The sequence below is a fragment of the Anaerocolumna chitinilytica genome (genome assembly GCF_014218355.1).
GTDB lineage: Bacteria > Bacillota > Clostridia > Lachnospirales > Lachnospiraceae > Anaerocolumna > Anaerocolumna chitinilytica.
On the sequence record NZ_AP023368.1, the window covers coordinates 1074475 to 1101110 of the forward strand.

Annotated in this window: 22 protein-coding genes and 2 riboswitches; of the genes, 13 read left to right on the plus strand and 9 right to left on the minus strand. The window is 40.9% G+C overall.

Going from position 1 to position 26636, the window contains the following annotated elements:
• Positions 1-86: 86 nt before the first annotated feature.
• Positions 87-407: a quaternary ammonium compound efflux SMR transporter SugE gene (gene sugE, locus bsdcttw_RS04750; protein ID WP_185258253.1), complete on the minus strand. Its 321-nt coding sequence runs from the start codon at positions 405-407 to the stop codon at positions 87-89.
• A 103-nt stretch (positions 408-510) separates the two neighbouring features.
• Positions 511-609, minus strand: a riboswitch (guanidine-I (ykkC/yxkD leader).
• A 271-nt stretch (positions 610-880) separates the two neighbouring features.
• Positions 881-1009, minus strand: coding sequence for a hypothetical protein (locus tag bsdcttw_RS25215; protein ID WP_269140614.1), 129 nt, complete (start codon positions 1007-1009; stop codon positions 881-883).
• A gap of 124 nt (positions 1010-1133) precedes the next feature.
• Positions 1134-1310: riboswitch (Lysine riboswitch) on the plus strand.
• Positions 1311-1468: 158 nt separating this feature from the next.
• On the opposite strand from bsdcttw_RS25215, the gene dapA reads away from it, so the two are divergent.
• The 7 genes from dapA to bsdcttw_RS04780 all read left to right on the plus strand — a co-directional run bounded on the left by dapA (position 1469) and on the right by bsdcttw_RS04780 (position 9002).
• A complete protein-coding gene (gene dapA / locus bsdcttw_RS04755) occupies positions 1469-2359 on the plus strand; it encodes a 4-hydroxy-tetrahydrodipicolinate synthase (protein WP_185258254.1) in 891 nt (296 codons plus the stop codon).
• A 166-nt stretch (positions 2360-2525) separates the two neighbouring features.
• Positions 2526-3293: a 4-hydroxy-tetrahydrodipicolinate reductase gene (dapB, locus tag bsdcttw_RS04760; RefSeq protein WP_185259709.1), complete on the plus strand. Its 768-nt coding sequence runs from the start codon at positions 2526-2528 to the stop codon at positions 3291-3293.
• Between the two features lie 367 nt (positions 3294-3660).
• Positions 3661-3762 carry a putative holin-like toxin gene (locus bsdcttw_RS25460; RefSeq protein ID WP_225903796.1) on the plus strand — a complete coding sequence of 34 codons (102 nt, stop codon included), beginning with the start codon at positions 3661-3663 and terminating at the stop codon, positions 3760-3762.
• A 267-nt stretch (positions 3763-4029) separates the two neighbouring features.
• Positions 4030-5082 carry an ABC transporter ATP-binding protein gene (locus bsdcttw_RS04765; protein WP_185258255.1) on the plus strand — a complete coding sequence of 351 codons (1053 nt, stop codon included), beginning with the start codon at positions 4030-4032 and terminating at the stop codon, positions 5080-5082.
• 1 nt (position 5083) lies between these two features.
• Entirely contained in the window at positions 5084-5947 is an 864-nt protein-coding gene (locus bsdcttw_RS04770; protein ID WP_185258256.1) for an ABC transporter permease, read from the plus strand.
• Between the two features lie 17 nt (positions 5948-5964).
• Positions 5965-7497 (plus strand): GldG family protein, encoded by a 1533-nt coding sequence (locus bsdcttw_RS04775; RefSeq protein ID WP_185258257.1) that lies wholly within the window; start codon positions 5965-5967, stop codon positions 7495-7497.
• On the plus strand, positions 7497-9002 hold the full coding sequence (locus bsdcttw_RS04780; protein ID WP_185258258.1) for a DUF4340 domain-containing protein: 1506 nt from the start codon (positions 7497-7499) through the stop codon (positions 9000-9002). Before bsdcttw_RS04775 ends, bsdcttw_RS04780 begins: the two co-directional genes overlap by 1 nt.
• A 288-nt stretch (positions 9003-9290) precedes the next feature.
• Here the strand turns inward: bsdcttw_RS04780 and bsdcttw_RS04785 are convergent, their stop codons facing one another.
• From bsdcttw_RS04785 to bsdcttw_RS04800, 4 genes are all read right to left on the minus strand, one after another.
• Positions 9291-10157 carry an AraC family transcriptional regulator gene (locus tag bsdcttw_RS04785; RefSeq protein ID WP_330602374.1) on the minus strand — a complete coding sequence of 289 codons (867 nt, stop codon included), beginning with the start codon at positions 10155-10157 and terminating at the stop codon, positions 9291-9293.
• A gap of 37 nt (positions 10158-10194) precedes the next feature.
• Positions 10195-11313 (minus strand): C45 family autoproteolytic acyltransferase/hydolase, encoded by a 1119-nt coding sequence (locus tag bsdcttw_RS04790; protein WP_185258259.1) that lies wholly within the window; start codon positions 11311-11313, stop codon positions 10195-10197.
• 291 nt (positions 11314-11604) lie between these two features.
• Positions 11605-13842, minus strand: coding sequence for an ATP-binding cassette domain-containing protein (locus bsdcttw_RS04795; protein ID WP_185258260.1), 2238 nt, complete (start codon positions 13840-13842; stop codon positions 11605-11607).
• 457 nt (positions 13843-14299) lie between these two features.
• Entirely contained in the window at positions 14300-15211 is a 912-nt protein-coding gene (locus tag bsdcttw_RS04800) for an AraC family transcriptional regulator (protein ID WP_185258261.1), read from the minus strand.
• A gap of 304 nt (positions 15212-15515) precedes the next feature.
• Here bsdcttw_RS04800 and bsdcttw_RS04805 point away from each other — a divergent pair, with 304 nt between their 5' ends.
• Positions 15516-16643, plus strand: a complete 1128-nt coding sequence (locus tag bsdcttw_RS04805; protein WP_185258262.1) for a glycosyl hydrolase family 8 — start codon at positions 15516-15518, stop codon at positions 16641-16643.
• Between the two features lie 116 nt (positions 16644-16759).
• Here bsdcttw_RS04805 and bsdcttw_RS04810 read toward each other — a convergent pair whose 3' ends face one another.
• Genes bsdcttw_RS04810 through bsdcttw_RS04820 form a run of 3 tightly spaced genes read right to left on the minus strand, consistent with a single transcriptional unit; the run spans position 16760 to position 19695 of the window.
• Positions 16760-17842 carry a Gfo/Idh/MocA family protein gene (locus bsdcttw_RS04810; protein WP_185258263.1) on the minus strand — a complete coding sequence of 361 codons (1083 nt, stop codon included), beginning with the start codon at positions 17840-17842 and terminating at the stop codon, positions 16760-16762.
• A 14-nt stretch (positions 17843-17856) separates the two neighbouring features.
• Positions 17857-18579: a ThuA domain-containing protein gene (locus bsdcttw_RS04815; RefSeq protein WP_185258264.1), complete on the minus strand. Its 723-nt coding sequence runs from the start codon at positions 18577-18579 to the stop codon at positions 17857-17859.
• Between the two features lie 60 nt (positions 18580-18639).
• Positions 18640-19695: a Gfo/Idh/MocA family protein gene (locus tag bsdcttw_RS04820; protein ID WP_185258265.1), complete on the minus strand. Its 1056-nt coding sequence runs from the start codon at positions 19693-19695 to the stop codon at positions 18640-18642.
• A 154-nt stretch (positions 19696-19849) separates the two neighbouring features.
• Between bsdcttw_RS04820 and bsdcttw_RS04825 the strand changes: the two genes are divergently transcribed.
• The 5 genes from bsdcttw_RS04825 (at position 19850) to araA (ending at position 26553) form a co-directional block, all read left to right on the plus strand.
• On the plus strand, positions 19850-20671 hold the full coding sequence (locus bsdcttw_RS04825) for a helix-turn-helix transcriptional regulator (RefSeq protein WP_185258266.1): 822 nt from the start codon (positions 19850-19852) through the stop codon (positions 20669-20671).
• Positions 20672-20710: 39 nt separating this feature from the next.
• Complete coding sequence (locus bsdcttw_RS04830; protein ID WP_185258267.1) at positions 20711-21643, plus strand: helix-turn-helix transcriptional regulator; 933 nt, start codon at positions 20711-20713, stop codon at positions 21641-21643.
• A gap of 86 nt (positions 21644-21729) precedes the next feature.
• On the plus strand, positions 21730-23697 hold the full coding sequence (locus bsdcttw_RS04835; protein ID WP_185258268.1) for a glycoside hydrolase family 31 protein: 1968 nt from the start codon (positions 21730-21732) through the stop codon (positions 23695-23697).
• Between the two features lie 110 nt (positions 23698-23807).
• Positions 23808-24875, plus strand: a complete 1068-nt coding sequence (locus tag bsdcttw_RS04840; protein ID WP_185258269.1) for an AraC family transcriptional regulator — start codon at positions 23808-23810, stop codon at positions 24873-24875.
• A gap of 181 nt (positions 24876-25056) precedes the next feature.
• Complete coding sequence (gene araA / locus bsdcttw_RS04845) at positions 25057-26553, plus strand: L-arabinose isomerase (RefSeq protein ID WP_185258270.1); 1497 nt, start codon at positions 25057-25059, stop codon at positions 26551-26553.
• Positions 26554-26636 lie beyond the last annotated feature (83 nt).

Here is a 26636-nt window from a genome sequence, read left to right on the forward strand (position 1 = left end):
TTGTCCGGACATAGATTATTATTAGTAAACTCCTACAATACAAACAAAAAAACCTGGGGCTGTAAGAAGTCCCAGGTTTTTTGATCTTAATGGGAAGAGACCAGTTTTAAACCGATAATTCCAGTCAAAATGAAGCCCATACATAATATCCTAAGTATATCAACCGGTTCTTTAAACAGTATAATTCCAAGAATTGCAGTTCCGATTGTGCCAATCCCCGTCCATATGGCGTAGGCAGTTCCCAAGGGAAGGCTTTTTAGAGCCAGGGAAAGAAAATAAAAGCTTGCCGCCATACCGGCTATTGTCAAAAAACTAGGGACAAGTCTTGTAAACCCGTGAGAATATTTTAACCCCACAGCCCACCATACCTCACAAATGCCCGCAATAACTAAGTAGAACCATTTCATACAATCGCTCCTTTTCTTAAGGGTTAATCTCTGGCGGATATCCGACAGAACATTTACCAGGTAAAAAAGCAAAAAAGAAAAGCCCGGGATGATATTAAGAAATATCTCCCAGGCTTTTATCCTTCCGTGAACGCATAAACTGCGCGTTTTATCTTGGACCTGACCAATACACGAATATTGCGGAACCCTATAAAACTTCTGCTATGTAATTTACCTGAGTTTATGATACGAAAGATTTTAGGTAAAGTCAAGGGTTATATTGTAAGGGGCAGTTAATGGGGACGGACGAGGGTCAGAAGATTTGTTCTGGTGCTTGATTGCTCGGAGACCTAACTCCACTAAAGTGCCAGAAAATGCAACTGACAGTCAAAGCAGTACCAAACTTTAACCGGTAAACAGATGACCAGGGGATGGGATTGGGAGGATTTGGTCTCGAGGGGTTCCTTATGACACTTAAGGTGCAGGAAAGGTAACTAGGCAGGCCAGTGCCATGTTTGAGCGCAGAAGTCATCCGCTTTCATAATAGTTACGGCGAGTTTGGCACTGGACTGCCTGTCAGTTACATTTTCTGCACCTTTAGTGGAGTAAGGGTTCCCGAGCAATCAAATCCTCCCAATCCCATCCCCTGGTCATCGTCCACCCCCAAAAACTCCCCCATACATAAAATTATATTTGACATTAAAAAATCATAATGTTAATATAAGGGTGTATTAAACTCAATAACGTAATTTTGGTAGAGGTGCATTTTTTAAGAGTACATAGCAGGATATGGCAGAACATAGAGGATTGCTGTGGAAAGGAAAAGGTGCCGAAATGAAGAAGAATTATGCTTTTTCTTTGTTGGGCATACAGTTAAGAGCTGTATGACTGTCATCAAGTTTTTGATGGAGTGCTGCCTGAAGAATTGTTAACTTTATTTCTCCTGCAAGGAGGAATTTCATGTGATTCTTTGGTGTCGGCTCGTTAGCCGGCTTTTTTTATTTGTGAGTCCAGTGAAGACGGACACACATTTGCCCTTTTCTTTGCCAAAAGAAAATGAGTAAAAAATAGGAGGTGCCTCTATGGCAATATTTAAAGGAGCAGGAGTTGCAATTGTAACCCCTTTTGATGAGAAATTGAATGTGAACTATGAAAAACTGGGAGAATTGATTGATTACCAGATTGAAAACAGTACGGACAGTATTATCATTTGCGGTACAACCGGTGAATCCTCTACTCTCACTGAAAAAGAGCATATGGAATGTATCCGTTATACAGTGGACAAGGTAGCAGGAAGAGTGCCGGTAATAGCGGGTACCGGCTCTAACTGTACACAAACAGCCATAGAGCTTTCAGATGATGCAAGGCGGGCAGGGGCAGACGGGCTTCTCTTAGTGACACCTTACTATAATAAAGCAACACAAAAAGGGCTGGTGCAACACTTTACTATGATAGCAAAGGCAGTGGATCTGCCTATCATTCTTTATAATGTCCCCGGCAGAACAGGCTGTAATCTTATGCCCTCTACGGTGGCAGAGCTTTTTCAAAATGTGGATAACATTGTAGGAATTAAGGAAGCCAGTGGAAATATCTCACAGGTTGTGGAATTGATGCATCGTACAAAGGGAGAGATTGATCTTTATTCAGGAAATGACGACCAGGTAGTACCCTTGCTGTCCTTAGGAGGAATTGGCGTTATCTCGGTGCTTTCCAATATACTCCCAAGACAGACTCACGATATTGTAGCAGACTTCCTAAAAGGTGATATCAAAAAAAGTCTGGAAACACAGTTAAAGCTGATACCTTTAATTGAAGCACTCTTTTGTGAAGTGAATCCAATTCCGGTAAAGAAAGCATTGAATCTGATGGGCTTTCAGGTAGGCAGCCTCAGAAGTCCGTTAACTGAGATGGAAGAAGCCAACGCAGAAAGGCTGATGAAGGCTATGAAGGATTGCGGTATTGCAGTAGTGTAAAAAAAGATAATTATAATGGAAAATATGGGTATTTTATTATATAATTACAGTATAATGAAGCATAAATATCTTAGTATCCTGTCTTAATCGGTAAGATAAACATTTATTAACAGATAGGAACATGAGTGAAAAAAAGGTACTGAAAGAAAAGAGGTCAAGACTTAAAATGGTTCGTATAATATTACGCGGCTGTAACGGCCGTATGGGTCAGGAAATTACCAAGCTTGCAAAAAGCGACGAAGAGACCGAGATTATCGCGGGAGTGGATGTAAGCAATCGTTTTGAAAATGCTTATCCCGTTTATGATACCTTTTCGAAGTTAAAGGAAAAAGGGGACGTAATCATAGATTTCTCTTCTCCAAATGGTTTACAGGAAATGTTAGATTATAGTATTAGTACCGGTACTCCGATTATCCTTTGCTCAACCGGGCTTTCGGAAGAAAATATCCAGGCGGTAAAACAAACGGCAGAGAAAGTGGCAGTTCTTCGTTCTGCAAATATGTCTTTGGGTGTTAATACGATGATTAAATTAATCAAAGAGGCGGCAAGGGTACTTAGTAACGGAGGTTTTGATATTGAAATCGTAGAAAAGCATCATAATCAGAAGGTGGATGCTCCTTCTGGAACAGCACTCCTGCTGGCTGATTCTATGAATGAGGAATTGGGCGGGGATTACGATTATGTTTACGACCGTACGGATGTCAGAGAAAAACGCGGGGTGAATGAAATCGGTATTGCTGCAGTCAGAGGAGGAAGTATCGTAGGAGATCATGAGGTAATATTTGCAGGACTGGATGAAGTGGTTGAGGTTAAGCATATTGCTTATTCCAGAGCAATTTTTGCAAAAGGAGCTTTGTCAGCGGCGAAGTTTATTAAAGGACAGAACCCTGGGCTTTATAGTATGCAGGATGTTATCGGTACAAACGAAAGATAATTTTATAAGAGTATAAGCAGTATTTTTATATTAGTATCTTTAAATGTGGAAGCGGGCTATCAGAGAATAACTTTGATATACCCGCTTTTTTATGTGCCTGGGTCAGGCACAGACAACGTAATACAATACATTTATTAGCAGCGGAAGAGCAAATCTGATTTTAGAAGACAAAATGGTAGAATAGACAAAAAACATGTAGAATATGCAATAAGTATTGTAAAAAATATCCAATAGATTATAATGTAACTGTAACAATAAATACTATCTTTTGGTAGTGATTGGAAGGGAGAGCTCATGAAAAGTATGAATGATGTTATTGACGACGTACAAGCGGAAATGACAAAAAAGACAGAGGGGGGGTGAGTGAATGGTTACTTATGATTCCCTGTTTTTGATGCTTCAATTTGGTATGTTACTTATTGCAATATTCGGTCTAATGCAAAACAAAAGCAATCGAAAAAAACACTAGAGAATAAATAAAGTTCTAGCAGGAGGTTTATGAAACTTACAGATCCCGTACACAATAGTTAGAGAGCAGCCAAGTTTAAGATGGGCTGCTCTCTTTTTATAGATATATTTCATAAAGTTTAAAATTTTCCATGAAATTATGAAAAAGTTCACAAATTTTTCGCAAACTAATAGTAACATATCCTTGTTGGTCTGCTTTTATAAAATATCGATTACAGCAGACAAGGATTAGGAAAAATAGTTACTATATAATAAGGAGGAGAAAAGGTTGATTGAAGTTAAACATCTGGTAAAAAAGTATGGGGAACATCTTGCGGTAGATGACTTAAGCTTTACTCTTGAAAAAGGGCAGATATTAGGATTCCTTGGACCTAACGGTGCAGGAAAATCTACTACCATGAATATTCTCACAGGGTATATATCAGCTACCGAAGGAACTGTTTCTATTAACGGACACGATATTTTCGATGAACCGGAGGAAGCTAAAAAATGTATTGGTTATCTCCCGGAACTTCCGCCGCTATATCAGGACATGACGGTAAGGGAGTATTTAAACTTTGTAGCGGATATCAAATTCGTGAAAAGAAATGAAAAGAGAAAAATGATTGACAGAATTATGAGGATGACGAAGATCACAGATGTATCCGAACGTCTGATTAAACAACTGTCAAAAGGATATAAACAAAGAGTGGGGCTTGCCCAGGCTATCGTAGGTTTTCCTGAGGTAATTATCTTAGACGAGCCTACCGTAGGTCTTGACCCTATGCAGATTATCGAAATCAGAGACCTTATTAAGGAACTTAGCAAGAGTCATACCATTATACTTAGCTCTCATATTCTTTCTGAAGTAAGTGCAATCTGTGATAAGATTATGATTATCAATAAGGGCAGGCTGGTAGTATCTGATTCACCGGATAATCTTTCACAGCATATTGGTGGCTCCAAAGGACTTCATCTGGAAGTTAAAGGTGAAACTGAGACGGTTAAAAAAGCTCTTGAAGGGATTGAAGGTATTACAAAACTGGAATTCGAAAAGAATAGTAAGGGCGGTATTGTGAAATTATCTGCTTACAGTACCGAAGAAAGCGATATCAGAGAAGCTGTATTCTATGCCTTAAGTGATGCAAGATGTCCTATATATGATATGCATTCCACGAAGATGTCTCTGGAAAGCATATTCCTGGAATTGACACAGGATAACAAGAATTCAAATACAACTAAGAATTCAAACAGACTTTTCCGTAAGAATAAACAAAAGAATGAAGAGGTTTATGCTGCGGGAGCTAATAATCAGGAATCTGAACATAAGGAGGAGAATTAGGATGCTGGCTATTTTTAAGAAAGAACTGAAATCCTATTTTACATCTATGACAGGATATGTGTTTATAGCATTTTTCCTGATTATCGTAGGTATTTATTTTGCGGTATATAACTTGTTAAATCGTGTGGCAAACTTTGAATATGTACTGTCAGGCGTATCCTTTATCTTTGTTCTGCTGGTGCCCATTTTAACAATGAGATTAATGGCAGAAGATAAGAAGCAAAAGACAGATCAGTTGTTATTTACTTCACCGGTTTCTATAGGCAAGATTATATCCGGTAAATATTTCGCAGTACTTACAGTATTTTTAATTGCTATGGTAGTTATTTGCTTCTATCCTCTGATCTTACTGCAATTTGGCAGCGTTCCTTTAAAAACTGCTTACGGTACTATCTTAGGGTTTACTCTATTAGGAGCAGCTTATATCTCCATTGGATTATTCATATCCTCATTAACAGAAAGCCAGCTGGTATCAGCAGTTGTATCCTTCGTAGTTATTCTGGTTACAGCGCTTATGGACAGCCTTGTAAGCTTTCTGCCTACAGATAATTTAACCTGCTATGTGATTTTCCTGGTATTTGTTATCTTAATCTGCTGGATTTTGTACAGTATGATGCACAATATTACAGTTTCACTAACGGTGGGAGTCATCGGAGAAGCAGCTTTGACAGCGATTTATGTTGTAAAGCCGGCATTATATGATGGCCTTCTTACCAAGGTATTGGGTTGGTTTTCTGTTATAGCCAGATTTGATAACTTTTCAAGTGGATTGTTAGATTTATCCTCTGTAGTTTACTATATCAGCATCGTGTTTATTTTCCTGTTCTTAACTGTCCAGGCAATTAAGAAACATAGATGGAATTAAGGAAGGGAGATGAAATAATGAGCGATTTAAATGAAAACAAGAACTTAGATTCAGAAAATGTTGTTGTGGAAACAAACGAGACAGAACAGAATTATAATCCCGAAACAGCTAAAACTCCTGGTACGATGGATAAAATCAAAGCATCATTTACATCCAGAAAATTCAGAGGCGGAGCTTATGCAACCGCTGTTTCTGCTGTTGTAATTGTTATCGTAATTATACTGAATGTAATTATATCCCAGCTGGACCTTAAAATTGATGTTACGAAGGATAGTAAATACACATTGACCAGTGTGACAAAGAATTATGTAAAAGGTGTTAAAGACGATATTACAATCTATTACCTGGTACAGACCGGACAGGAGAATAAGACCACAAAGCAGATTATAGAACAGTATCCCCAAGTCTCAAAAAATATAAAAGTGGTATATAAAGACCCTATTCTCTATCCTAATTTTGCTTCAAAATATGTGGATGATAAAGTAACCAATAACAGCGTTTTGGTGGTGAATAATACTAATAACCGTGTGAAATATGTGGATTCTAACAGCATGGTTGTCTCCCAGATGGACTATCAGACCTACCAAAGTTACCAAACCGGTATTGATGTGGAAGGCCAGGTAACTTCCGCCCTTCAGTATGTAACCACTGATAATTTACCTGTTATGTATGCTGTTACAGGTCATGGTGAAACAGATCTTTCCGCTAGCATAACAACAGCCCTTAAAAAGATTAATGTAACTGAAAACACTTTAAATACAATTACAACCGAGAAGATTCCGGAGGACTGTTCCGTACTTTTAATCAATGCTCCTCAGAAGGACTATTCTGCTGATGAAGTTAAGATGATAAAAGATTACCTCTCAAATGGCGGTCATGCTATCATTTACACAGATTATCAGGCAAGCAGTCTTGATAACTTCAATGGACTGTTAGAGTATTATGGAGTAAGTACAGTACCGGGAATTGTAGTAGAAGGCGACAGAGATCATTACATGGGACAATACATCAACTATCTTGTACCTAATATTGAAACCCATGATATTACTTCTTCCTTAAAAACCGGAAGCACCTATGTTGTAGCACCTCAGGCTTCAGGTTTAAAGAAAAGTGATTCTGCAAGAAGTACAATTGAAGTATCACCATTACTTACAACTTCAGACAAGGCATACTCTAAGACCGATGTCAGTTCAACCAAGGCTGAAAAAGAGAGTAAAGATATTGACGGACCTTTTAATCTCGGCCTTGCAGTAACTGAAAAATATAACGATAAGGAAGCAAAACTGATTGTGTACGGTTCACCGGTATTAATTGATGAAAGCACCGTATCCGTTTCTTCCCTTGGAAATCTTGATTTATTCCTAAATACTGTTAACTATGTAACAGATAAGAAGGATACTCTTTCCGTAAGAACTGTAAGTACAGAACAGCAGTATCTGAATGTTACCGCATCAAAGGCAACTCTTTGGAGTATCTTAATTGTCGGTGTATTACCTATTCTGGTTCTTTGTTCAGGAGGTTATGTGGTACTTAGAAGGAGGAAGAAATAATGGCTGGCAGTAAGCGCAAAAAAAATCTTGGATTACTGCTGCTGCTCGTTGTGATGATTCTTTTGCTAGGTGTATATTTCTGGGTGGCTAAAAATAACAACGGGAAGAAAGATGCGGCAGATGACACAGCAGATAAGAACAAAGCAATTGTTACTATGGATAGTGCCTCTATTAAGACAATTTACTTTAAAAATAAAGATTTCGAGATGACAATGAAGCTTAACAGTAAGGGTGTATGGGAGGATAAAGATAATGCTTCTTTCCCTGTAAATCAGACCTATGCCAGCAATATGCAGAGTCTCTTTACAACAATAACACCTACGAATACTCTGACGGATGATATCAGTGATTTGTCCGCCTTTGGTTTGGATAATCCTGCTATTACAGCAACCGCTACAGCAGAAGATGGGAAAGAAGTAACCATAACTGTAGGCAACGAATCACCTTTAGGCGGCGAGTATTATGCTCAGGTAAAGGGCAATAAAGCAGTATACCTTGTTAATGCGTCTTACTACAGCTATTTCGCACACACAAAGTCAGAAATGATTACGGTAGAGACACTTCCTTCTATCACTGCCGCAAATATTACAGGCCTTAGTGTAGCAGCAAAAGACGGCAAGGAATTTGATGTTGAATATGAGCCGGATTCACCCTATGATTATTCAGGTTTCAGCGATTATATTATGAAGAAGCCTTATGCAACACCGGTAGCTGCTGACAGTGACAGCTTAACCACCTTATTTGGAAACTATGCTTCTCTTTCTTATCAATCCTGTGAGGATTATAATGCTGCAGACTTAAGTAAATATGGCCTTGATAAGCCGGCTTATACAGTAGCAATTAAGTATTATGAAGAGAAGAAAGATTCCAGCTCAACGGACAGCAGCAAGGATGCCAGCAGTACTGACAGTACCGATAGCAGCAAGACAGCCACCAAAGTAAGTAAGAGTCTGACTCTATTAATTGGAAAGGCCAACGAGGATGGAGATTATTATGTTAAAACTTCGGATTCCAATGCTGTAAATGTTATGAGCAAATCAACAGTAGATAAGATTGTAACTGTTGATGCATTCAGTAATGTATATAAATATACGAACTTGATAAATATTGACAATGTAAACAGTATTGATATTGTTTCAAAGGGTGTAACTCATACTCTTTCCATTAAACGGGAAACCAAGAAAGAAGATAAGAAAGATGTTACCACTGCTACTTATTATATAGACAATAAAAAAGTAGAGGAAGATCCCTTTAAGAAGATTTATGCTCAAGTGATTACTCCAAAGATTCAAAGAGAAATCCCGCAAGCAGATTTGGGTAAAGGTAAAAATGAAACACCTGACATGACTTTAACTTTCCATCTGACTACTACGGATACACCTTTCGTGGTGGAATTCAAGCCCTATGATGACAGCTATGATATTGTAAATTCCAATGGAACGGAACTATTCCTAATGGATTCCAGAGATATTCAGACAGTTCTTAGCGCAATCAGTACCAAATAAATGGAAGTCCCACTGCTTTTCTGTTAAAGTAAAAGCTGTGGGACTTTTTTTGGCTCTTTGTCAATGATGGGGGTGGGATTCATTTGAATCCCACTCCATCACTGAGTTTAGAGCTATTTTAATGTACTGGTCTATAATCCATGTTTTAGGGCATGAGAAATAAACCTCCTGCCGTCTTCTTTTTATTTAGATAGAACTATGTATAATCCTTGTACGGAACCTCTCGAAATTCTTCATGCCAAAAGATACCCTTTTTAATACAATTATTAGGTGCAATAAAATCCAGACTTACCTCTGATGCCTTACTGGAATATACAAATCCACCTCAGAATCCGGATGATCATACCCAAGGAAACGTTTATCATAAAGCTCGAAGTCCTCCCGCCAGTCCAATTCTTCTCTTGTGGTGAGAAACCACGTTCCCCAAATGTAGTCAAAGGTCTGGGGCAGCATCTGTAGAGAGCCCCGGTGGGTAAACACCGCATAACGTCCCCCAGGGATTACTTTTGGCACAAAGGGTTCCGTTAGTCCTTCAAAAGACGATACTTCTGTACCTGCCACCTCGGTAAAGAGGATATCGTCATTCATAGTGTATAGTGTGTTTTCCGCACATGCTTCACAGATGCCGAAACCTCTCGCATTGGGGATTCGGTTGGGAATTTGTTTATATAAAGAATTAGCCTGATTCCACAATTCTCGCAGACGGTTATCTCGCAAGGTGGTCTCTCCCCGAATCCCTGCGACCTTGATCTCTGGTAGCTCCACGATCTTCGGATGGACCGTCACATTGCGGACCAGATGATTCAGTAGTCCTTTGTCCAAGCGTTCTTTGCTGCCAATGAAGGTGTCCAGACGGTTTTGACGATAGCTCTGAGGGCTGGTTTTGTAAATGGCCTTGAATGCACGGCTAAAGGCTTCTGGTGAATCAAAGCCATATTCAATCGCTATATCTATAATTTTAAGGTCTGTATAGAGAAGCTTCTTGGATGCGTCTGCCAGCCGGCGCTTCTTGATGTAGCTGCCAATACTCTCACCAAGGATGGCTGTGAATTGACGATTTAGATGATAATAAGAATACCCGGCAGCCTTTGCCACATCCTCGACCTTGATATTGTTCCCTAAGTGATTTTCAATATATACAACCGCCTGCTCCAATGCTTTTCGATAGTTCGTGGTAATCCTCCTTTCGTTTTTATGTCAGTGGCTGCCAATCATAGGTACCCGGTGCTGCTTTCTCCAAATTGATCAGAGCATCTTGCACGCCATTCCCCAATGGCTTGGTAATATCATAAGTGTGCCAACCATTTTCTGCCCGGCCACCCCAACAAAGATCAATGATACCCTCTGATGGAGAAATCACCATGCTCTTTGTGGTTCCAAAATACTCCTCAAAGTAATGACAGCACAAACCATCCGGATACTTGGCGAGCAGCATTTCTTTGAGTTGTGCTTGCGTTACTCCACTTTGATGAGCAAGCTGTTTTTCAATATAGGCATACCGTTTTGCTGAATGCGCCATTACCTGAGGTTCCTTTGCTTGAAGCTCAGGAAAAAGCGCATGGTTTGTGGCATACAGCATCTGCTCCTTAGAATCTGAGTTAATCTGCCTGACAGAGGTGAGGCCATCCATCGTTTCTATCAATGCAGCATTGCCCGCCTTATCCAGTAAAAGCAAGTTGAGGTTGTAGGCGATGGGCATACCCTCCAGATATTTGAGCGCTTCCGTTACATCCTTGCAATTTTCCAACAGAGCGCGGGTAACTGCCCAAAACTGAAGACCTTTGATCTTCGGTGCACGCATATAGGGGAGTGCCCCTACCGGAAAACCGCAGGAGCTCATGGTGACGGCGAGGCCGTGCTCATTAAAACCATCATCCCGCCCGAAGTGAAGTACGCTGGTACCCATATGCGAATACTTTCCTGCCACACTGGTTTTTATCAGACAGAAGTCCTCAGCTTCATGACTAAATTCGTAGTTGCGAGCGAGCAGGGGTCTTCCCTCGGCGGTGGTGCTTGGCAGCAGCGCGATATGGCTGCACCGGGGAAGCAGATAGGTCATTCCGTAAAAGAACACCTGCTCAGGTGAAACCATCAACGCATCGGCAAAGCCGCAAAGTTCTTCGGTGAGACCGGGACACCAGTGGTCAAAAAGCTCTGTCGCTTCCTCAACCTGCTCGGAACCAAAGCCCTCCATTCCGGCAGTATGTACTTTTTGTAAAAGTGGGATTCCAGTGATCATTTTTCCAAATTGATATCCGATTTCGTAGCTCGTCCCAGCAAGCTCTGCGGTATAGGTTTGTATTTTTAGCATAGTATTTGTTCCTCCTTGTATTCGTTTTCTTTAGTTTACTGAAACTGTGGAGGAACTGCATGACATTTTCTGCTATTCTCAGATAAACCATTATACCATAGGACATTTTATGTGCCTTCACAAACTGTGGCGGACCCAAGTTAAAATGAATCAACGGCAGTAGGGAGGTCCCTTGAGGTCGGCAGGTAAATGGTATGGAACCTCCCGCGGCCGAATAGGAGGTATTGTGAAACGCCCTGATTCCCCTCATGAGTGAGGGGTTAGGGGAGTTGAGAGTGTCGAAGACATTTTTTATAAATATTTAGCAGTTATTGATTCTTTACAGTTTTTTAAATCCGCCGGTGTTCCTTCAAAAAGAATCCTTCCGCCTTTGCTGCCGCCTTCCGGACCGACATCGATAATCCAGTCGGCACGCCGAATAACGTCCAGATTATGCTCAATGACTATTACGGTATTTCCTTTTTCTACAAGCCGGTCAATTATATTTAAGATACCAGTAATATCTGACATATGCAAACCTGTGGTCGGTTCATCCAAGATGTAGATATTACCTTTCTGGCTTAACTCCTTGGCAAGTTTTAATCTCTGACATTCTCCACCGGAGAGAGTATCCAGAGGCTGACCAAGTGTCATATAATGAAGTCCAACTTCGACGATATATTTTAGCTTATTTAATATTTCTTTCTGCGGAAAGAATTCAACAGCTTCTGCTATGGTCATATCCAATACTTCGACAATGGATTTACCGTTGTATTTATATTGGAGGACTTCTAACTTAAACCGTTTTCCGCCGCATACTTCACAGACAGTTTCAACAGAGTCCATAAAAGACAGATCTGTTTCGATGAAGCCTCGTCCTTTACAAGCCTCGCAGGCACCCTCAGAATTATAGCTGAATAATCCGGCACTCACCTTATTCTCATCAGCAAATAATTTACGTATCTGATCCATGATCCCGGTAAAGGTAGCTGGATTAGACCTTAGATTCGCACTGACAGCCGACTGGTCGATATTTACGGCTTCCTTGTATTCCTTTGCAAATACGCCGTTGACCAGAGTAGATTTGCCAGAACCGGCTACACCGGTTACAACTGTGAAGATTCCTTTTGGTATTCTTAAACTGACATTTTTAAGGTTGTGCAGGCTGCTCTTTTTCGTTTCTAAGAATTTTGTGCTTTTCCTTGGTGGATTCTTTATAGGCAGATGCTGGCCCAGATATTCACCGGTGAGCGTTCCGGAGGTTAATAAATCTTGGAAGCTTCCTTCAAACATTATCTTTCCGCCTTTGGTCCCGGCTTTTGGCCCCACATCAATGATATAATCAGCAGCCTTTATTACATCGGGATCATGTTCAACTACAATCACCGTATTTCCCTTATCTCTTAATTTCACCAGAAGTTCATTCAGCCTGTGAACATCTCTTGGATGCAACCCAATACTGGGTTCATCAAAAATATACATAGCATCCGTCAAACTGCTGGTTAAGTGCTTTACCATCTTAACCCGCTGGGATTCTCCGCCGGATAAGGTAGAAGTCTCCCTGTCAAGACTGACGTAATCCAGTCCGATATCGATAAGGTCCTTTAAACGTTCAGACAGGTTAACAATAATAGGTCTTACACCATCATCCTTTATCTGTTGAATCAAGCGAAGGAGCTCGTCCACTTGAAGGGCTGTGAAATCTGAAATAGAATACCCCATAATCTTTGCAGATAATATCGTTTCGTTATATCGCTTTCCGCCGCAGTCCGGGCACTGCATTTCGGTAGTGAATGGAGAAATCTTTTTCTGGGACGCCTCTGATTTTTCATAATCGGTTTTAATGTATTGCATGATGAATCGTTCGGCAAGTCCTGCATAGGTAGTATTAATACCCTCCATGACGGTAGAGTTAAGCTTAACGGGTTTGCAGTAAACAAGTTTTTCATATTCCTCTTCCGTGTAATCCTTTATCTTTTTATCACAGTCGAAAAAACCGGTAGCGGCATAGCCTTTCCATTGCCAGGAACCTGGTTTATAGCCTGGTAACAGAATCGCCCCTTCATTTAGGGATTTTTCTTTATCCAAGGCCTTTTCCATATCCAGTGTGACAATTCTTCCGATGCCTTCACATGTCTTGCACATGCCATTAGGATCATTGAAAGAAAAAAAGGAAGAAGGACCTACATGAGGTTGTCCGATTCTGGAGAATAGAAGCCTTATCAATGGATTAATATCTGTTATGGTTCCAAGGGTTGAGCGAGAGTTTCCGCCGATCCTCTTCTGATCTACAATAATGGCTAAAGACAGGTTCTTAATTTCATCCACATCCGGATGCCCGTACTTAGGCAGGAAGGTCTGTACAAATTTACTAAAGGTTTCATTTAACTGCCTGCCGGCTTCCTGAGCAATTGTCTCAAAAACGATAGAGGATTTACCGGAGCCTGATACTCCGGTAAAAATGGTTATTTTCTTTTTGGGAATTTTTAAACTGATATTCTTTAAATTATTTGCTCGCGCACCAACAATCTCAATATAATCATGCTCCATAGGAATCTCCTTCTATGTTAAAAAATAATGATTCAAAATTGGGGTAGGTTTGATTTTATTCTCTATTATCACACACTTTAATAGCTTAAATACAAAATGTACGAAATAGCATTTATTTTTGAGAAGTCCGGCCGAACTTAACTGAGAACAGTGTATCAGTATAAGGTATTATTGGCAAGTAAAACCTTACTGAAATTAGTAATTTTGTTGAATAAGTCCACGGTGAAGCAAGAAAAAAATTGTATATTTTGTACAAAATAACGAAAGAAATATTACTGATTACTTTCTCTCATACGTCCTTCTCCCTAAGAGCTTAGTAAACTAAAACAGGGAACAAGATTATGCCTGTCCCCTGTTTTAGTTCCGTTATATCCGATAATTGGTAATAATTGTATATTGTGATAAAATGAAGTATTCTTCCATTACGAATGAGCCCAAATGATATGCATAGATCAAGTTATAGAATAGACGTAATCTTGACATCGAGTTCTTCAGGACATTGAATCTGTCTGGAAGAATGCATGCCTCTGTATTCCGTAGGGGTGCATTTCTTAACCGCTCTGAAATTCCGGTTAAAGGTAGAAAGACTGTTAAAGCCGCTTTGCATGGCAATTTCAATAACCGATAAATTAGGATCGGCTAAAAGTCCTTCGGCAAAGATAATTCTCCTTTTAATAAGATAATCATAGAAAGTTACACCGGTAAAATTATAAAAAAGCCTTGAAAAATGGTATTTGCTAAATCCTGCTAATCTAGCCAGTTCATCAATGGTAAGGTCCTCGGCACAGTGTTCATTGATGTATTGACAGATATGAAGGAATTTATCGATATATTGATGCTGCTTTTTTTTGACACTGCTGGTATGCTGACGTTCTCTGTTCAAGCAGTTTCTTCCCACTATCACAAAAAAAGATGTTAAAAGGGAGGCAATCGAAGCTTCATAAAGAGGGGGATGGGTCAAATATTCATCCGCCACCTGATGAAGTATGTTTGATAGCTGCTTCTGATATGCTTGGCCGGTTATAGATTGAATATAAACACAAGGATAGAAATCACTGCTGATTGAATCAATTCCATATAATCCACCCAGTAAAGCACTGTCGCATTGGAGAATGTAACGCTTCCCTGTAGGAGGAGCATATAACTGGTGTATTTCACCGGAAGGAATAATCATAATATCCCCTGGATTTAGAAGGTACTTCTCCTTGTTAATGAGAACGGTATAGGTGTTTTCAATAGGCATAATAATCTCTGTGTCCGTATGCCAGTGCATTGGATAATCTTCATATTCTACATTAATATGAAGGCGTACCTGCAGATTCTCAGGATGAAAAACAGTTTCTTTGGTACCTGTTAGCTTTTCAATCATATATGCCTCCTTTTCAATAAATTATGCAAATATCGCAGCCATTTGTTTGATTATGAAACAGTACGGTATGAATTAGTATACATATTAAACAATATCCTTATTGATATTATAGTTTGAATAGGTAAAAATGTAAATAGAAAAACGCATTCTTTGTGTAAAACTAACAAATCTGTAAACTCAGCAATATTTGATTGGGGTTTAGCAACAAGCAAGAAGCAGGAAAGGCTGATCTATGCTATAAAGATAAGGGTAGTAGTTACGAACAAATAATGATAATAGGATGTACATAGGAAAGGGGATTATCATGGCAGATGGAGCATATTTTACAGGGAACTACCCGAATTTATTAAGGGAAGCCGGTTTATCGGAGGAAGAGATTGATAGCAGAATACAGGAGGCCTTTCATACCATCTTCTTTGATGAGAAGGAGAAGTTCTATTTTGAGATGGGTGAGGATATGGGGTATATGCTGGATACCGGTAATCTGGACGCCAGAACGGAGGGCATGAGCTATGGTATGATGATGGCTGTCCAGATGAACAGGAAAGATATCTTTGACAGGCTTTGGCTTTTTTCAAAATCTTATATGTATCAGAACAGCGGTAAATATGAGGGGTATTTTGCCTGGTCTGTGGCACCAAATGGCAAGAAAAATGCGGAGGGTCCGGCACCGGACGGAGAAGAGTATTATGCTATGGCACTTTTCTTTGCCTCCAGTCGATTTGGGGACGGGGAGGCACCTTTTGATTACAGTGTGCAAGCAAAGGATATCTTGAAACACTGTATTCACCAGGCAGAGCTGGTTACAGAAGGTGCACCTATGTGGGAGGCTAAGAATCATTACATCAAATTCGTACCGGAAGCTCCTTTCTCCGATCCTTCTTACCATTTGCCGCATTTCTACGAGCTGTTCGGAGAAAGAGCGAATGCAGAAGACCGTGAATTCTGGAAAGAGGCAGCTATGAGAAGCCGTGCTTATCTTAAGCTCTGTGCTCATCCGGTTACCGGTATGTCACCGGAGTATGCAGAATTTGACGGAACACCAAAGCGTCTGTTTCATGACGGACAGTTCTACTCCGATGCCTACCGGGTTGCTATGAATATTGGTTTGGATGCTGCCTGGTTTCATACAGAGGAAGAACTGGGGGGCATTATTGACAGACTACAAACTTTCTTTCGTGAGCAGACAGAGTTTTATCAGTACCATAATTATATGATAGATGGTACTGCACTGGAACAGGCAGCTCTGCATCCGACGGCCATTGTGGCTACGAATGCAGCAGGGTCTCTTGCAGCAAAGGGAAAGTATAGAATGGAATGGGTAAGACTTTTTCTGAATACCCCTTTAAGAAAAGGTGAAAGAAGGTACTATGATAATTGCCTTTATTTCTTCAGCCTTTTGATGTTAAGCGGAAGATATCGAATTTATTAGGCAACTGCCGCAAAAAATATCTCTGGGAATATGACATGTAATACACTGCTTGGCAGGTCATATCCCCAGAGCTTCTTTTAGAAACAGCTCTTTATATGTTTATGTTAATAACAGAATCAATTGTCCCGTTCCATTGGACTTTCCCGTTCAAAATGGGATGCTAAATCAACAGCAGCTCGGCTTTTGCTGCTGGTTTCAAAAGCTGTCATAGCTTCCAAGACATGTAATGTCTGCAGATATCCGGCTTTGGGATTACGCCCTGTTTCAATAGCCTTTGCCATATCGGCAAGACCTAATCCACGGCTGTTATCTGCATAACCGAACATAAGAGGAAGCTCTTTGTATTCCTTTTCTTCCTGGCGGAGGAGTCGTATAGGGCCTCCAAAAGTATTGGGGTCAGGAACGATCAGTGTACCTTCGGAACCATATATCTCAAATCTGGCCTGGCCGTCCGAGTGAACATCAAAGGTGGTAAAAAGAGTACCCACAGCGCCGCTGTCAAATTCCAGCATACCGGTAACATAGGTCGGCACCTCTACTTGAATAACTGTTCCGGCCTTTGGTGCACTCTTTATAGTTCTTTGGGGAAAAGAAGTCCTCGCCAGCCCGGTCACAGAACGGATTCCGCCTAAAAGATTGATAAGTGCAGTCAGATAATAAGGCCCCATATCCATCATTGGTCCGCCGCCGCGTTTGTAATAGAATTCAGGATCCGGATGCCAGCCTTCATGTCCTCTACAGATCATAAAGGCAGCAGCACCGACAGGTTTTCCGATATAACCGTCATCAATTAACCTTCTGCAGGTTTGTATTCCGGCTCCTAAGAAGGTATCAGGGGCTCCGCCTAAGAAGAGATTTTTCTCCTGTGCTAGGCGCACCAGTTCAAGACCTTCCGGAAGGGAAGCCGCCAGAGGTTTTTCAGAATAGACATGCTTTCCGGCTTTTAATGCTTCACTGGATACCAGAAAATGCTCATTGGGACGGGTAAGGTTTAGCACGATATCGATTTCTTCATCTGCAAATAATTCGTACATGGTGTCATAAATTTTAGGGATGTTATATTGTGCTTTTGCTTTTTCTGCTTTTTCCTTTACCAGGTCACAGAGAGCAACCAATTCGACTTCTTTAAACAGCTGGGTGAGATTCTTTAAGTAGATGCCGCTGATATCGCCCACACCTACCATTCCTATCTTTAACATAGCAGTTTCCTCCTTTAATACATTTTTGCGTTATTGATGAAGCGTTCGGTAGTAAGGTTATGATCGATGGCATACTGCTTGCCTTCTCCAGCCCAGAGCATGCCTCGTTCCATTAAGATTTGAGCCTGGGGAGATTTCTCAAAGACGTCATCGTGATGCCCAAGGGAAGTGTAGAATACCCTGCCGTTCCCCCAGAATTTTGTCCAGGCCACCGGCATATCCACAGGTTTGTTGGAAATATGATAATAGTTAACCGACGGAAAACGGGTGGTTGCCAGAACTTCAATTGCGGGATCTATATGTAAGTAGTAATGTTCACTGCATACAGGGAAATCTTCAAGACCTTCAGTAATAGGACTGGAGCCGTGGCAGATATTAACGGTATATTCAATACCATCGCCTCCCGGATGGCTGATCCACTGGCCGCCGGTAATAAACTGCCACTCCGTATTCTGACGGAAAGAATCGCACATGCCGCCGTGACAACCTGCCAGACCAACACCGCTGCCAACAGCTTCCGATAAATTTACTACATACTTATGGTCGATTTCTCCCATTGTCCAGCAGGAAACAATCAAGTCAAGGGTCTTAAGTTCCTCAGCATCTGCAAGGCAATCCAGAGTATCACTGATCTTGACTTCGTAATCGTGTTTTTGCAGGAGGTCTGCAAACCGTTTTGATACCAATACCGGTTCATGTCCATCCCAGCCTCCCTGAAATATTAATGCTTTCTTCATAGATAACTCCTTTCGCTATCAATAACATTTATGATAATAGAAAATAATAGAAAAATCTCATTAGATATGGCATTTTACTCCCATACCGGATTTCTCTGATTCAAATACCTTTTCAATCACCTTCATTACCCTCAGCGACTGCTCCGGTCTTACAATCAATTCTTCCAAGCCGTCTATTACGTTTACGATGTTTTTGTAGTAATCACTCCAATCTGTGGTTACTTCCGGCAAGGCTAGGACTTCAGTGGTATATTCCGGTCTGGGAGCCATGGTACGGGTGGGACCGGCTTCCGTATACACAATATCTTCAGACCAATTCATCTGGGAATCTGACTTTAACTTCACTATTTTTCCAGCGCAGCTCCAATCCTCTATCACAGCAGTTCCGTCGATACAGGACACATGCCAGCGGGGATTGTTTATTAGGCAGTTAGTAGACATTTCACAAAGTGCGGATACACCGTTCTCAAAACGCAGAAGAATTTTAATATTGTCTTCCACCTCATCGGAGTAGAGATTAAAGAGGTGTGCTAAGACGGATACAACAGGGGAATCAATCAGATTAAGAAATTGGTCCAGCAGATGAACGCCCCAGTCTAAGACCATACCGCCGCCGTTGATTTTATGACCTCTCCAGCCATGCATTGCCCCTCTGGAACCCTGAACACGACTTTCTATGAAGTAAGGGTTATTCAGACCGCCCTGGTTTAATATGGTTTTGATAATAACAAAATCTTTGTCCCATCTTCGGTTCTGATGAACCGAGAATACTTTACCGCTCTTTTTGGCAGCAGCGATGATTTCCTCCAGCTCTGCCACATTCATCGTTACCGGTTTTTCACAGATTACATTTTTACCTGCCTCTAAGAGGGAGATGGCATATGCCTTGTGGGAGTCATTGGGTGTTGCGATCGTAACAAGATCTATCTCTGTATCTGCCAGTAATTCCTCTAAACTTTTATAGATATAGAGTCCCTGGGACTGAGCTTTCTCCTGGGCATTCTTTTGAATATCAAAGATTCCTTTCACAGATATATTGTCTATGCGGGATGAGACATTTTCTGCATGCCAGCTTCCCATTCCTCCATAGCCGATAATAGCCATCTTGTGTTCCATATGTAACATACCTCCTGTAATATATTATATGAATTAAGCTTTAAACTAATAGTATTATAACATTGCATATGATATAATACTTGCCAACGAAGAGATAATATAAGACATTTATTGCGGACCTGATAAGAGTATGAAACCTTTAAGGGAGGTTAGAATGAAAGTTATATACGAAGATAATTCAGAGCGTTTTATGTTTCAGATATTGGATAATTTCTCTTTTCCCGCACACTTGCATACTGGACTGGAGATTTTTCTGGTACAGGAAGGGGAGATATGGATGACGGTTGGGGAGGAGAGAAGAGTGTTAAGGAAGGGAGATTTAGGGATAGCATTTCCTAACAGGATTCATAGCTATGAAACCGACAAAGATATTAGAGAAAACAGAGGGCTTCTCATTCTCTGTCCGGCCAGGATGGGTGGGGACTTTCTGTCTGTTATCATGTCGAATCATCCGGTTACACCCTTTCTCACGAATGAGAAAGTGCATCCGGATATTCCTTATGCACTAAATTCTATTATGGTAACACGTCCGGACAGGCAGGAAGAACTTCCGGTGATCAGTGCTTATGTCCAGCTGGTTCTTGCCAGAAGTCTTTCAGAAATGAAATTGGTTAAGAACAGGGAAAGCAACTTTTCCGATTCAACAGCGCAGTTAATTGCCTACCTGTCCGAGAATTATAAGGAACCGGTGACTCTTACGGCACTTTCGGAACATTTGGGTGTAAGCCGTTACAGTGTATCGAGGATTTTTAGTGAAAAGCTTCATACCAGTTTTTCAAATTATATTAATACCTTAAGAATAGACAATGCCAAGCTGTTACTTCAAGGCAGCAGTCATGATATTCTGACAATAGGGCTTATGTGCGGCTATGATAATCCGCGTACTTTTAACAGGGAATTTAAGGCTCTGTGCGGCTGCCAGCCAAGAGAATACAGAAAGAAACGGACGGAAGAGCTCAATGTCCGCAAAGGATAAGCTGTCTTAAGATAGTACAGCAGAAAAGGAGGAGGTTAGATGAACGACAGAAAGAAAGCTCTCTTGTTTGAAAAAGTGACTCATATTACCGGTACACAGCCTTATTCCATTCATCACACTATGATATCTCCCGGTGAGGCCTCCGTATTATATTTGCACTGGCATAATGAGATGGAGTTTTTCTATTTAGGGACAGGAGCTGTTTCTTTTTATATTGAGGAGGAAAAGTATCTTTTGAATGCAGGAGAGGGTATTTTTATACCGCCAGGTCTTTTGCACAGGGCGGAGGATGAAAAAAAGGCAGGCTGTGAATTCCATGCTCTTGTTTTTTCAGTATCGTTTCTTTCGGATTATTTTATGAATCTGCATTATGCCGAATATCTATACCCTGTGATGCATTATGGGCTTCGCTGTTCTTTGCATCTAAAGCCGGCAGTGGAATGGCACCATGAAATCCTTTCTCTTTTAAAAGAAAGCTTTGAGTTTCCATTGGGAGCTCAAAAGACTTGGGAACTTAGGCTCCACGGGATGCTGCTTATTATGTGGCAGTGTCTTTACAATTATCATTTGTCCGCCATAGATTCTATTAAGAATCTTACACGGTTAACAGAGCAGTTAAAACCATCTTTGGATTTCATACAAAATTACTTTAATGAGGATATCACCCTAAAGAGGCTTTCATCAGAGTCTCATCTTAGTGAGGGGCAATTTTGCAGACTATTTAAGCAGTTGACCGGATTTTCTCCCTTTGCCTATTTAAACCGCTGCCGCATTATTAAGAGCTGTGAATATCTGGTCAGGACGGATAAGAAGATAGCAGAGATAGCCTTTTTGTGCGGTTATAATAATATCAGTTTTTATAACCGGGAATTTCTCCGTTATATGAAAGTCAAACCCTCCGTTTATAGAAAGAACGTGGAAAGAAATGAGAGTGGAATTGAACCTCCTGTAAATGCAGAAATATCAAAATAGTATTAAAATTGAGCTATATTATGAAAGTTTTATCAAAATAATATAGTATAATTATTTTACTATAAATATTTTCCGGAGGAGATAAGATGGGTATTTTATCAGTTCAGGGTAATAAGATTTATTTTCAGAAAAGGGATGAGATTGCCGTACTGGAAGCTTGGGGCAAGGATACGCTGCGGTTTCGCTCGACACCCAATTCTTCACTGACAGAGGAAAACTGGAATCTTCTGATACAGGAAGAAACAAAGTGTACTGTGAAACAGGAAGATAACACAGCAGTTATCGTAAATGGCATTCTCTCAGCTAAGATTTATAATAACGGGAAGGTGACCTATTTTAAGCACGGGAAGGAAATCCTGACAGAACGTTCAGAAATGGCTTTTCTTGACAGATTCAGAGAATATAGTTCCTTAGGTGCGGATAATCATCGTATGACAGTAGTTTTTCAGCCAAAGGAAGGAGAGCACTTCTATGGTTTGGGACAGGAGCAGAATGACTGCTTTGACTTAAAGGGCTCTTCCAGCAGACTGATTCATAAAAACACCAAATCCTCCATTCCTTTTGTATATTCCTCTTATGGATATGGATTTCTTTGGAATAACCCTGCTATAGGCCGTTGTGAGCTGACTAATAACCACAGCCTATGGGAAGCAGATTCCACAAAACAGATAGATTATTTGGTAGTAGCGGGAGATACTCCGGGAGAAGTAATGGCAAAGTATGCAGACCTAACCGGACATGCACCTGCCTTTCCTTCTTGGGGCTCAGGTTTCTGGCAGTGCAAGCTGCGCTATGAGGACCAGGAGGAACTGCTCTCAGTAGCCAGGGAGTATAAAAGACGTGGGATTCCCCTTTCTGCGATTATCATAGATTATTTTCATTGGACAGAGCAGGGAGAGTATAAGATGGATCCGAAATACTGGCCCTCCCCCAAGGAAATGTGTGATGAACTGGAGAATATGGGAGTAAAGGCCATTGTCTCAATCTGGCCCACTATTAATCCAAACAGTGAAAATTTCAGTTATATGGATGAGCGGAATATGTTAATAAGAACGGATAAAGGGCAGTATGGTATCTTTCCCTTTTACGGACAGCAGACCTATATTGATCCCAGTAATCCGGAGACCGCAAAGTTTGTATGGTCAAAAGTTTATGAGAACTATTATAAAAATGGTATTAAAAGCTTCTGGCTGGACGAAGCAGAACCGGAAATTCTGCCGGTTCAGTTTGAAAATCTTAGATTTCATAAAGGGAATGGGGCAGAAGTTGGGCTTATCTATCCTTACTACTACAATAAACTATTTTACGACGGATTAAAGGAGGCGGGGGAAGAACAAGTTATCTCCTTGACCAGGGCAGCCTGGATTGGAAGTCAGAAGGTGGGAGCACTTGTCTGGTCCGGCGATATTCCATCGACCTTTGATGCCCTCCGTATGAGCGTAAAGACAGGACTTAATATGGCGATGTGCGGAATCCCCTGGTGGAACAGTGATATAGGAGGTTTCTGGGGAGGGGATATAGAAAGTGACTATTTCAGGGAGCTGATTGTTCGCTGGTTCCAGTTCGGTATCTTTTGTCCTGTCACCAGACTGCATGGTTCCAGAAAACGTACTTCCAACCAGGCTGAACGTAATCCCGGCATTCTGGAAAGAAGCGGCGGAGACAATGAAATTTGGAGCTTTGGAGAGAAGGTCTATCCCATTCTGAAGAACTTAATCGAACTGAGAGAGCGTCTGCGCCCCTATATCCATAAATACATGGACATAGCCAGTAAGACCGGTGCTTCCATTATGAGACCTATGTTCTTTGAATATCCGGAAGATGAGTTCTGCTATACCCTGGGGGATCAGTACATGTTTGGGGAAGAGATACTTTTTGCACCGATTGTAAATCAGGGGCAGACAGAAAGAAAAGTTTATCTGCCTAAGGGCACTTGGATTGATATAAATGAGAAAAAGGAGTATGAAGGCGGAACTTTTGTAACGATGGAAGCAGATATAGAACATTTTATTGCTTTTGTGAAAAAGGACAATCACATTCTTTCCGTGTTCTAAACTTGTAAGAAATCTATGCTTATTTTACCATACAACTTTGGACGGACGTTCTATTTTACAGTGTAAAAATCCCGCACCTATGATATAATATTGGAGAAAGGGAGGGCGTCATGTTTTTAAAAGAGTACTGCATGGATATCACAAGAAAGACAACTGAATGCAAAGAGTCGGATAAAAATATGGGGCGCCGTGTTATGTGTCCCGAGTATTCTATCAATCAGATTGATGTGAAAAGTTTTCCAAAAGAGGAACGAGGAGAAGTGTTTATCCTCCTCTGGAATATAGAGGCAGGAGGTCATCTTGCGGCTACCATAAAGCCTTACCCTCAGGAATTTATCTATCAGTGTGAATATACACCAGGGATTACCACCCAGCTTCATACCCATGATTATATAGAACTGGCTTATATAGTTGAAGGAAAATTCTGTCAGAGAATCATGGGAAAGGATATACTCTTTAAGAAGGGAGAACTCTGTCTTATTGACAAGAACTGTCCTCATCAGGACTTTTTGGAGGAAGCTGACAGCGTTGTCCTGTTTATTGGATTAGCAAATGAAATATTTGATGAAGTTATGGTCCGAAACATTGAGGAAGAGAAGATTCTGAATTTCTTGCAGACTGCCTTAATGAAACAGAAGAATATTAATCAGTATCTTCATTTCAAACCGAAGAACCAGGAGGATGGAACGCTGGAGAGATATCTTCTGGGGCTGGTACAGGAATTGGAGACAAATGATACGGCAGCAGCTTATATCTGCAAAGGTATCATTATGAGGATTCTGCATCATATTAGCACGGAGTATGAGTTTAACCTTTCCAATGAAGAACGTAAAAAGATGAAATGGTTGATTTTTGAGGAAGTAGCCAAGTACATTGGTGAAAACTACCGGAATATCACAGTAAAGGAACTGGCCACGCGGTTCCATTTCAATGAGGATTACTTCAATCGGCTTTTTCGGGAGAAAACAGGTGGAACTTATCTGGAATACCTCCAGGAAGTACGGCTTAAGCATGCCCATCGGCTGCTGCGGACCACAGATGAAAGCGTGGAAGAAATAGCTGAACAGGTAGGATATCAGAATAAAGGATATTTCTATAAGATATTTGTGGACAGATACGGAATGACTCCGGCGAAGGTGCGCAAAAAAACAGATGCGGTCAAGCAGCTTATGAATTGACATTTTAAAACGCGGTCGGAATAGGTAACTTTTTTATGGAAACGGTAGGAGCAGGCAATTGCCTGTAACCTGCCGTTTTTTTATTATAGGAGTATAAAACTATGCAAAAAAAGTAAAGCTTCAAGATATCCGGCGCAATGAGTAATAAAAACTGAAAGCAATGTAGAAGGAGGAATATGATATGTTAGAAAAAAAGAATTACCAGTTTTGGTTTGCAACAGGTTCACAGGATTTATACGGCGAGGAATGCCTTGCAGTGGTAGCAGAACATACCAGAATAATTGTGGAGGGCTTAAATAAATCCGGTATCCTCCCTTTTGAGGTAGTCTTAAAACCTACTTTAATCTCCAATGAATCCATAAGGAAAGTATTTAACGATGCCAATGCAGACGAACGCTGCGCCGGTGTTATTACCTGGATGCATACTTTCTCCCCTGCAAAATCATGGATTTTAGGTCTGCAGGAGTACAGAAAGCCTTTGCTTCATCTTCATACTCAGTTCAACAGAGACATTCCTTATGATACCATTGATATGGATTTTATGAATACCAACCAGTCTGCCCACGGGGACAGAGAATTCGGACATATTGTAAGCCGTATGGGAATTGAACGCAAAGTTATCGTAGGTTACTGGGAAGATGAAAATGTTCAAAAGCGTATTGCAAGCTGGATGCTTACAGCAATCGGAATTATTGAGAGCAGCCATCTTCGTGTTGTCCGTGTTGGCGATAATATGAGAAATGTAGCAGTTACAGAAGGGGATAAAGTAGAAGCACATATTAAATTCGGCTGGGAAATTGATGCTTATAATATAACAGATATTGCGGAGTATGTTCAACAGGTATCCCAGGGAGATATCAACGCTTTAGTAGAGGAATACTATGCATCCTATGACATTCTTACAGAAGGACGTGACGAAAAGGAATTCCGTGAGCATGTTGCAGTACAGGCAGGTATTGAAATCGGCTTTGAGAGATTCCTGGAAGAGAAGAATTACCATGCAGTTGTTACAAATTTTGAGATGCTGTCAGGATTAAAGCAGCTTCCTGGACTTGCTATTCAGAGATTAATGGCAAAGGGCTATGGCTTTGGTGCGGAAGGTGACTGGAAGACAGCCGCCCTGGTACGCCTTATGAAGCTTATGACACAGGATGTCAAGGGAGCAAAGGGTACATCCTTTATGGAAGATTACACTTATCATCTGGCACCGGGCAAAGAAGGCATTCTTCAGGCTCATATGCTGGAAGTATGCCCCACTATTGCAGAGGGCAGAGTCGGGATAAAAGTAAATCCTCTCTCCATGGGTAAGAGGGAAGACCCGGCACGTCTTGTATTTACTTCTAAGCCCGGCAAAGGCGTTGCAGCCTCATTGATTGACCTTGGTAACAGATTCCGTCTGATTATCAATGATGTAGAGTGCCTGCCTCAGGATATTCCTATGCCAAAACTTCCGGTAGCTTCCGCTTTCTGGCGTCCGGAACCGAATCTGGCAACGGGAGCAGAAGCCTGGATATTAGCCGGCGGAGCACACCACACAGCATTTTCCTATGACCTTACATCAGAACAGCTTGGCGATTGGGCTGCAGCTATGGGAATTGAAGCGGTTTATATCGATAAGGATACCACCATCAGAAACTTTAAGAACGAATTAAAATGGAATTCTGTTGTATACCGTTAACATAAACGAATTATTGAAAAGTATAATTCATACACAAATATGTGCTGACACCTATATTTGCGGCGTAATGGCCCATATTTGAG

Bases quoted from the DNA above. Each gene is read 5' to 3' on its own strand.
- bsdcttw_RS04835 (WP_185258268.1), top strand. From the start codon at position 21,730: ATGGGTATTTTATCAGTTCAGGGTAATAAGATTTATTTTCAGAAAAGG.
- bsdcttw_RS04805 (WP_185258262.1), top strand. From the start codon at position 15,516: ATGGCAGATGGAGCATATTTTACAGGGAACTACCCGAATTTATTAAGG.
- dapA (WP_185258254.1), top strand. From the start codon at position 1,469: ATGGCAATATTTAAAGGAGCAGGAGTTGCAATTGTAACCCCTTTTGAT.
- bsdcttw_RS04825 (WP_185258266.1), top strand. From the start codon at position 19,850: ATGAAAGTTATATACGAAGATAATTCAGAGCGTTTTATGTTTCAGATA.
- bsdcttw_RS04830 (WP_185258267.1), top strand. From the start codon at position 20,711: ATGAACGACAGAAAGAAAGCTCTCTTGTTTGAAAAAGTGACTCATATT.
- bsdcttw_RS04780 (WP_185258258.1), top strand. From the start codon at position 7,497: ATGGCTGGCAGTAAGCGCAAAAAAAATCTTGGATTACTGCTGCTGCTC.
- araA (WP_185258270.1), top strand. From the start codon at position 25,057: ATGTTAGAAAAAAAGAATTACCAGTTTTGGTTTGCAACAGGTTCACAG.
- bsdcttw_RS04790 (WP_185258259.1), bottom strand. From the start codon at position 11,313: ATGCTAAAAATACAAACCTATACCGCAGAGCTTGCTGGGACGAGCTAC.
- bsdcttw_RS04775 (WP_185258257.1), top strand. From the start codon at position 5,965: ATGAGCGATTTAAATGAAAACAAGAACTTAGATTCAGAAAATGTTGTT.
- bsdcttw_RS04820 (WP_185258265.1), bottom strand. From the start codon at position 19,695: ATGGAACACAAGATGGCTATTATCGGCTATGGAGGAATGGGAAGCTGG.
- bsdcttw_RS04810 (WP_185258263.1), bottom strand. From the start codon at position 17,842: ATGTTAAAGATAGGAATGGTAGGTGTGGGCGATATCAGCGGCATCTAC.
- dapB (WP_185259709.1), top strand. From the start codon at position 2,526: ATGGTTCGTATAATATTACGCGGCTGTAACGGCCGTATGGGTCAGGAA.
- bsdcttw_RS04840 (WP_185258269.1), top strand. From the start codon at position 23,808: ATGTTTTTAAAAGAGTACTGCATGGATATCACAAGAAAGACAACTGAA.
- bsdcttw_RS04770 (WP_185258256.1), top strand. From the start codon at position 5,084: ATGCTGGCTATTTTTAAGAAAGAACTGAAATCCTATTTTACATCTATG.
- bsdcttw_RS04795 (WP_185258260.1), bottom strand. From the start codon at position 13,842: ATGGAGCATGATTATATTGAGATTGTTGGTGCGCGAGCAAATAATTTA.
- bsdcttw_RS04815 (WP_185258264.1), bottom strand. From the start codon at position 18,579: ATGAAGAAAGCATTAATATTTCAGGGAGGCTGGGATGGACATGAACCG.
- bsdcttw_RS04800 (WP_185258261.1), bottom strand. From the start codon at position 15,211: ATGATTGAAAAGCTAACAGGTACCAAAGAAACTGTTTTTCATCCTGAG.
- sugE (WP_185258253.1), bottom strand. From the start codon at position 407: ATGAAATGGTTCTACTTAGTTATTGCGGGCATTTGTGAGGTATGGTGG.
- bsdcttw_RS25460 (WP_225903796.1), top strand. From the start codon at position 3,661: ATGGTTACTTATGATTCCCTGTTTTTGATGCTTCAATTTGGTATGTTA.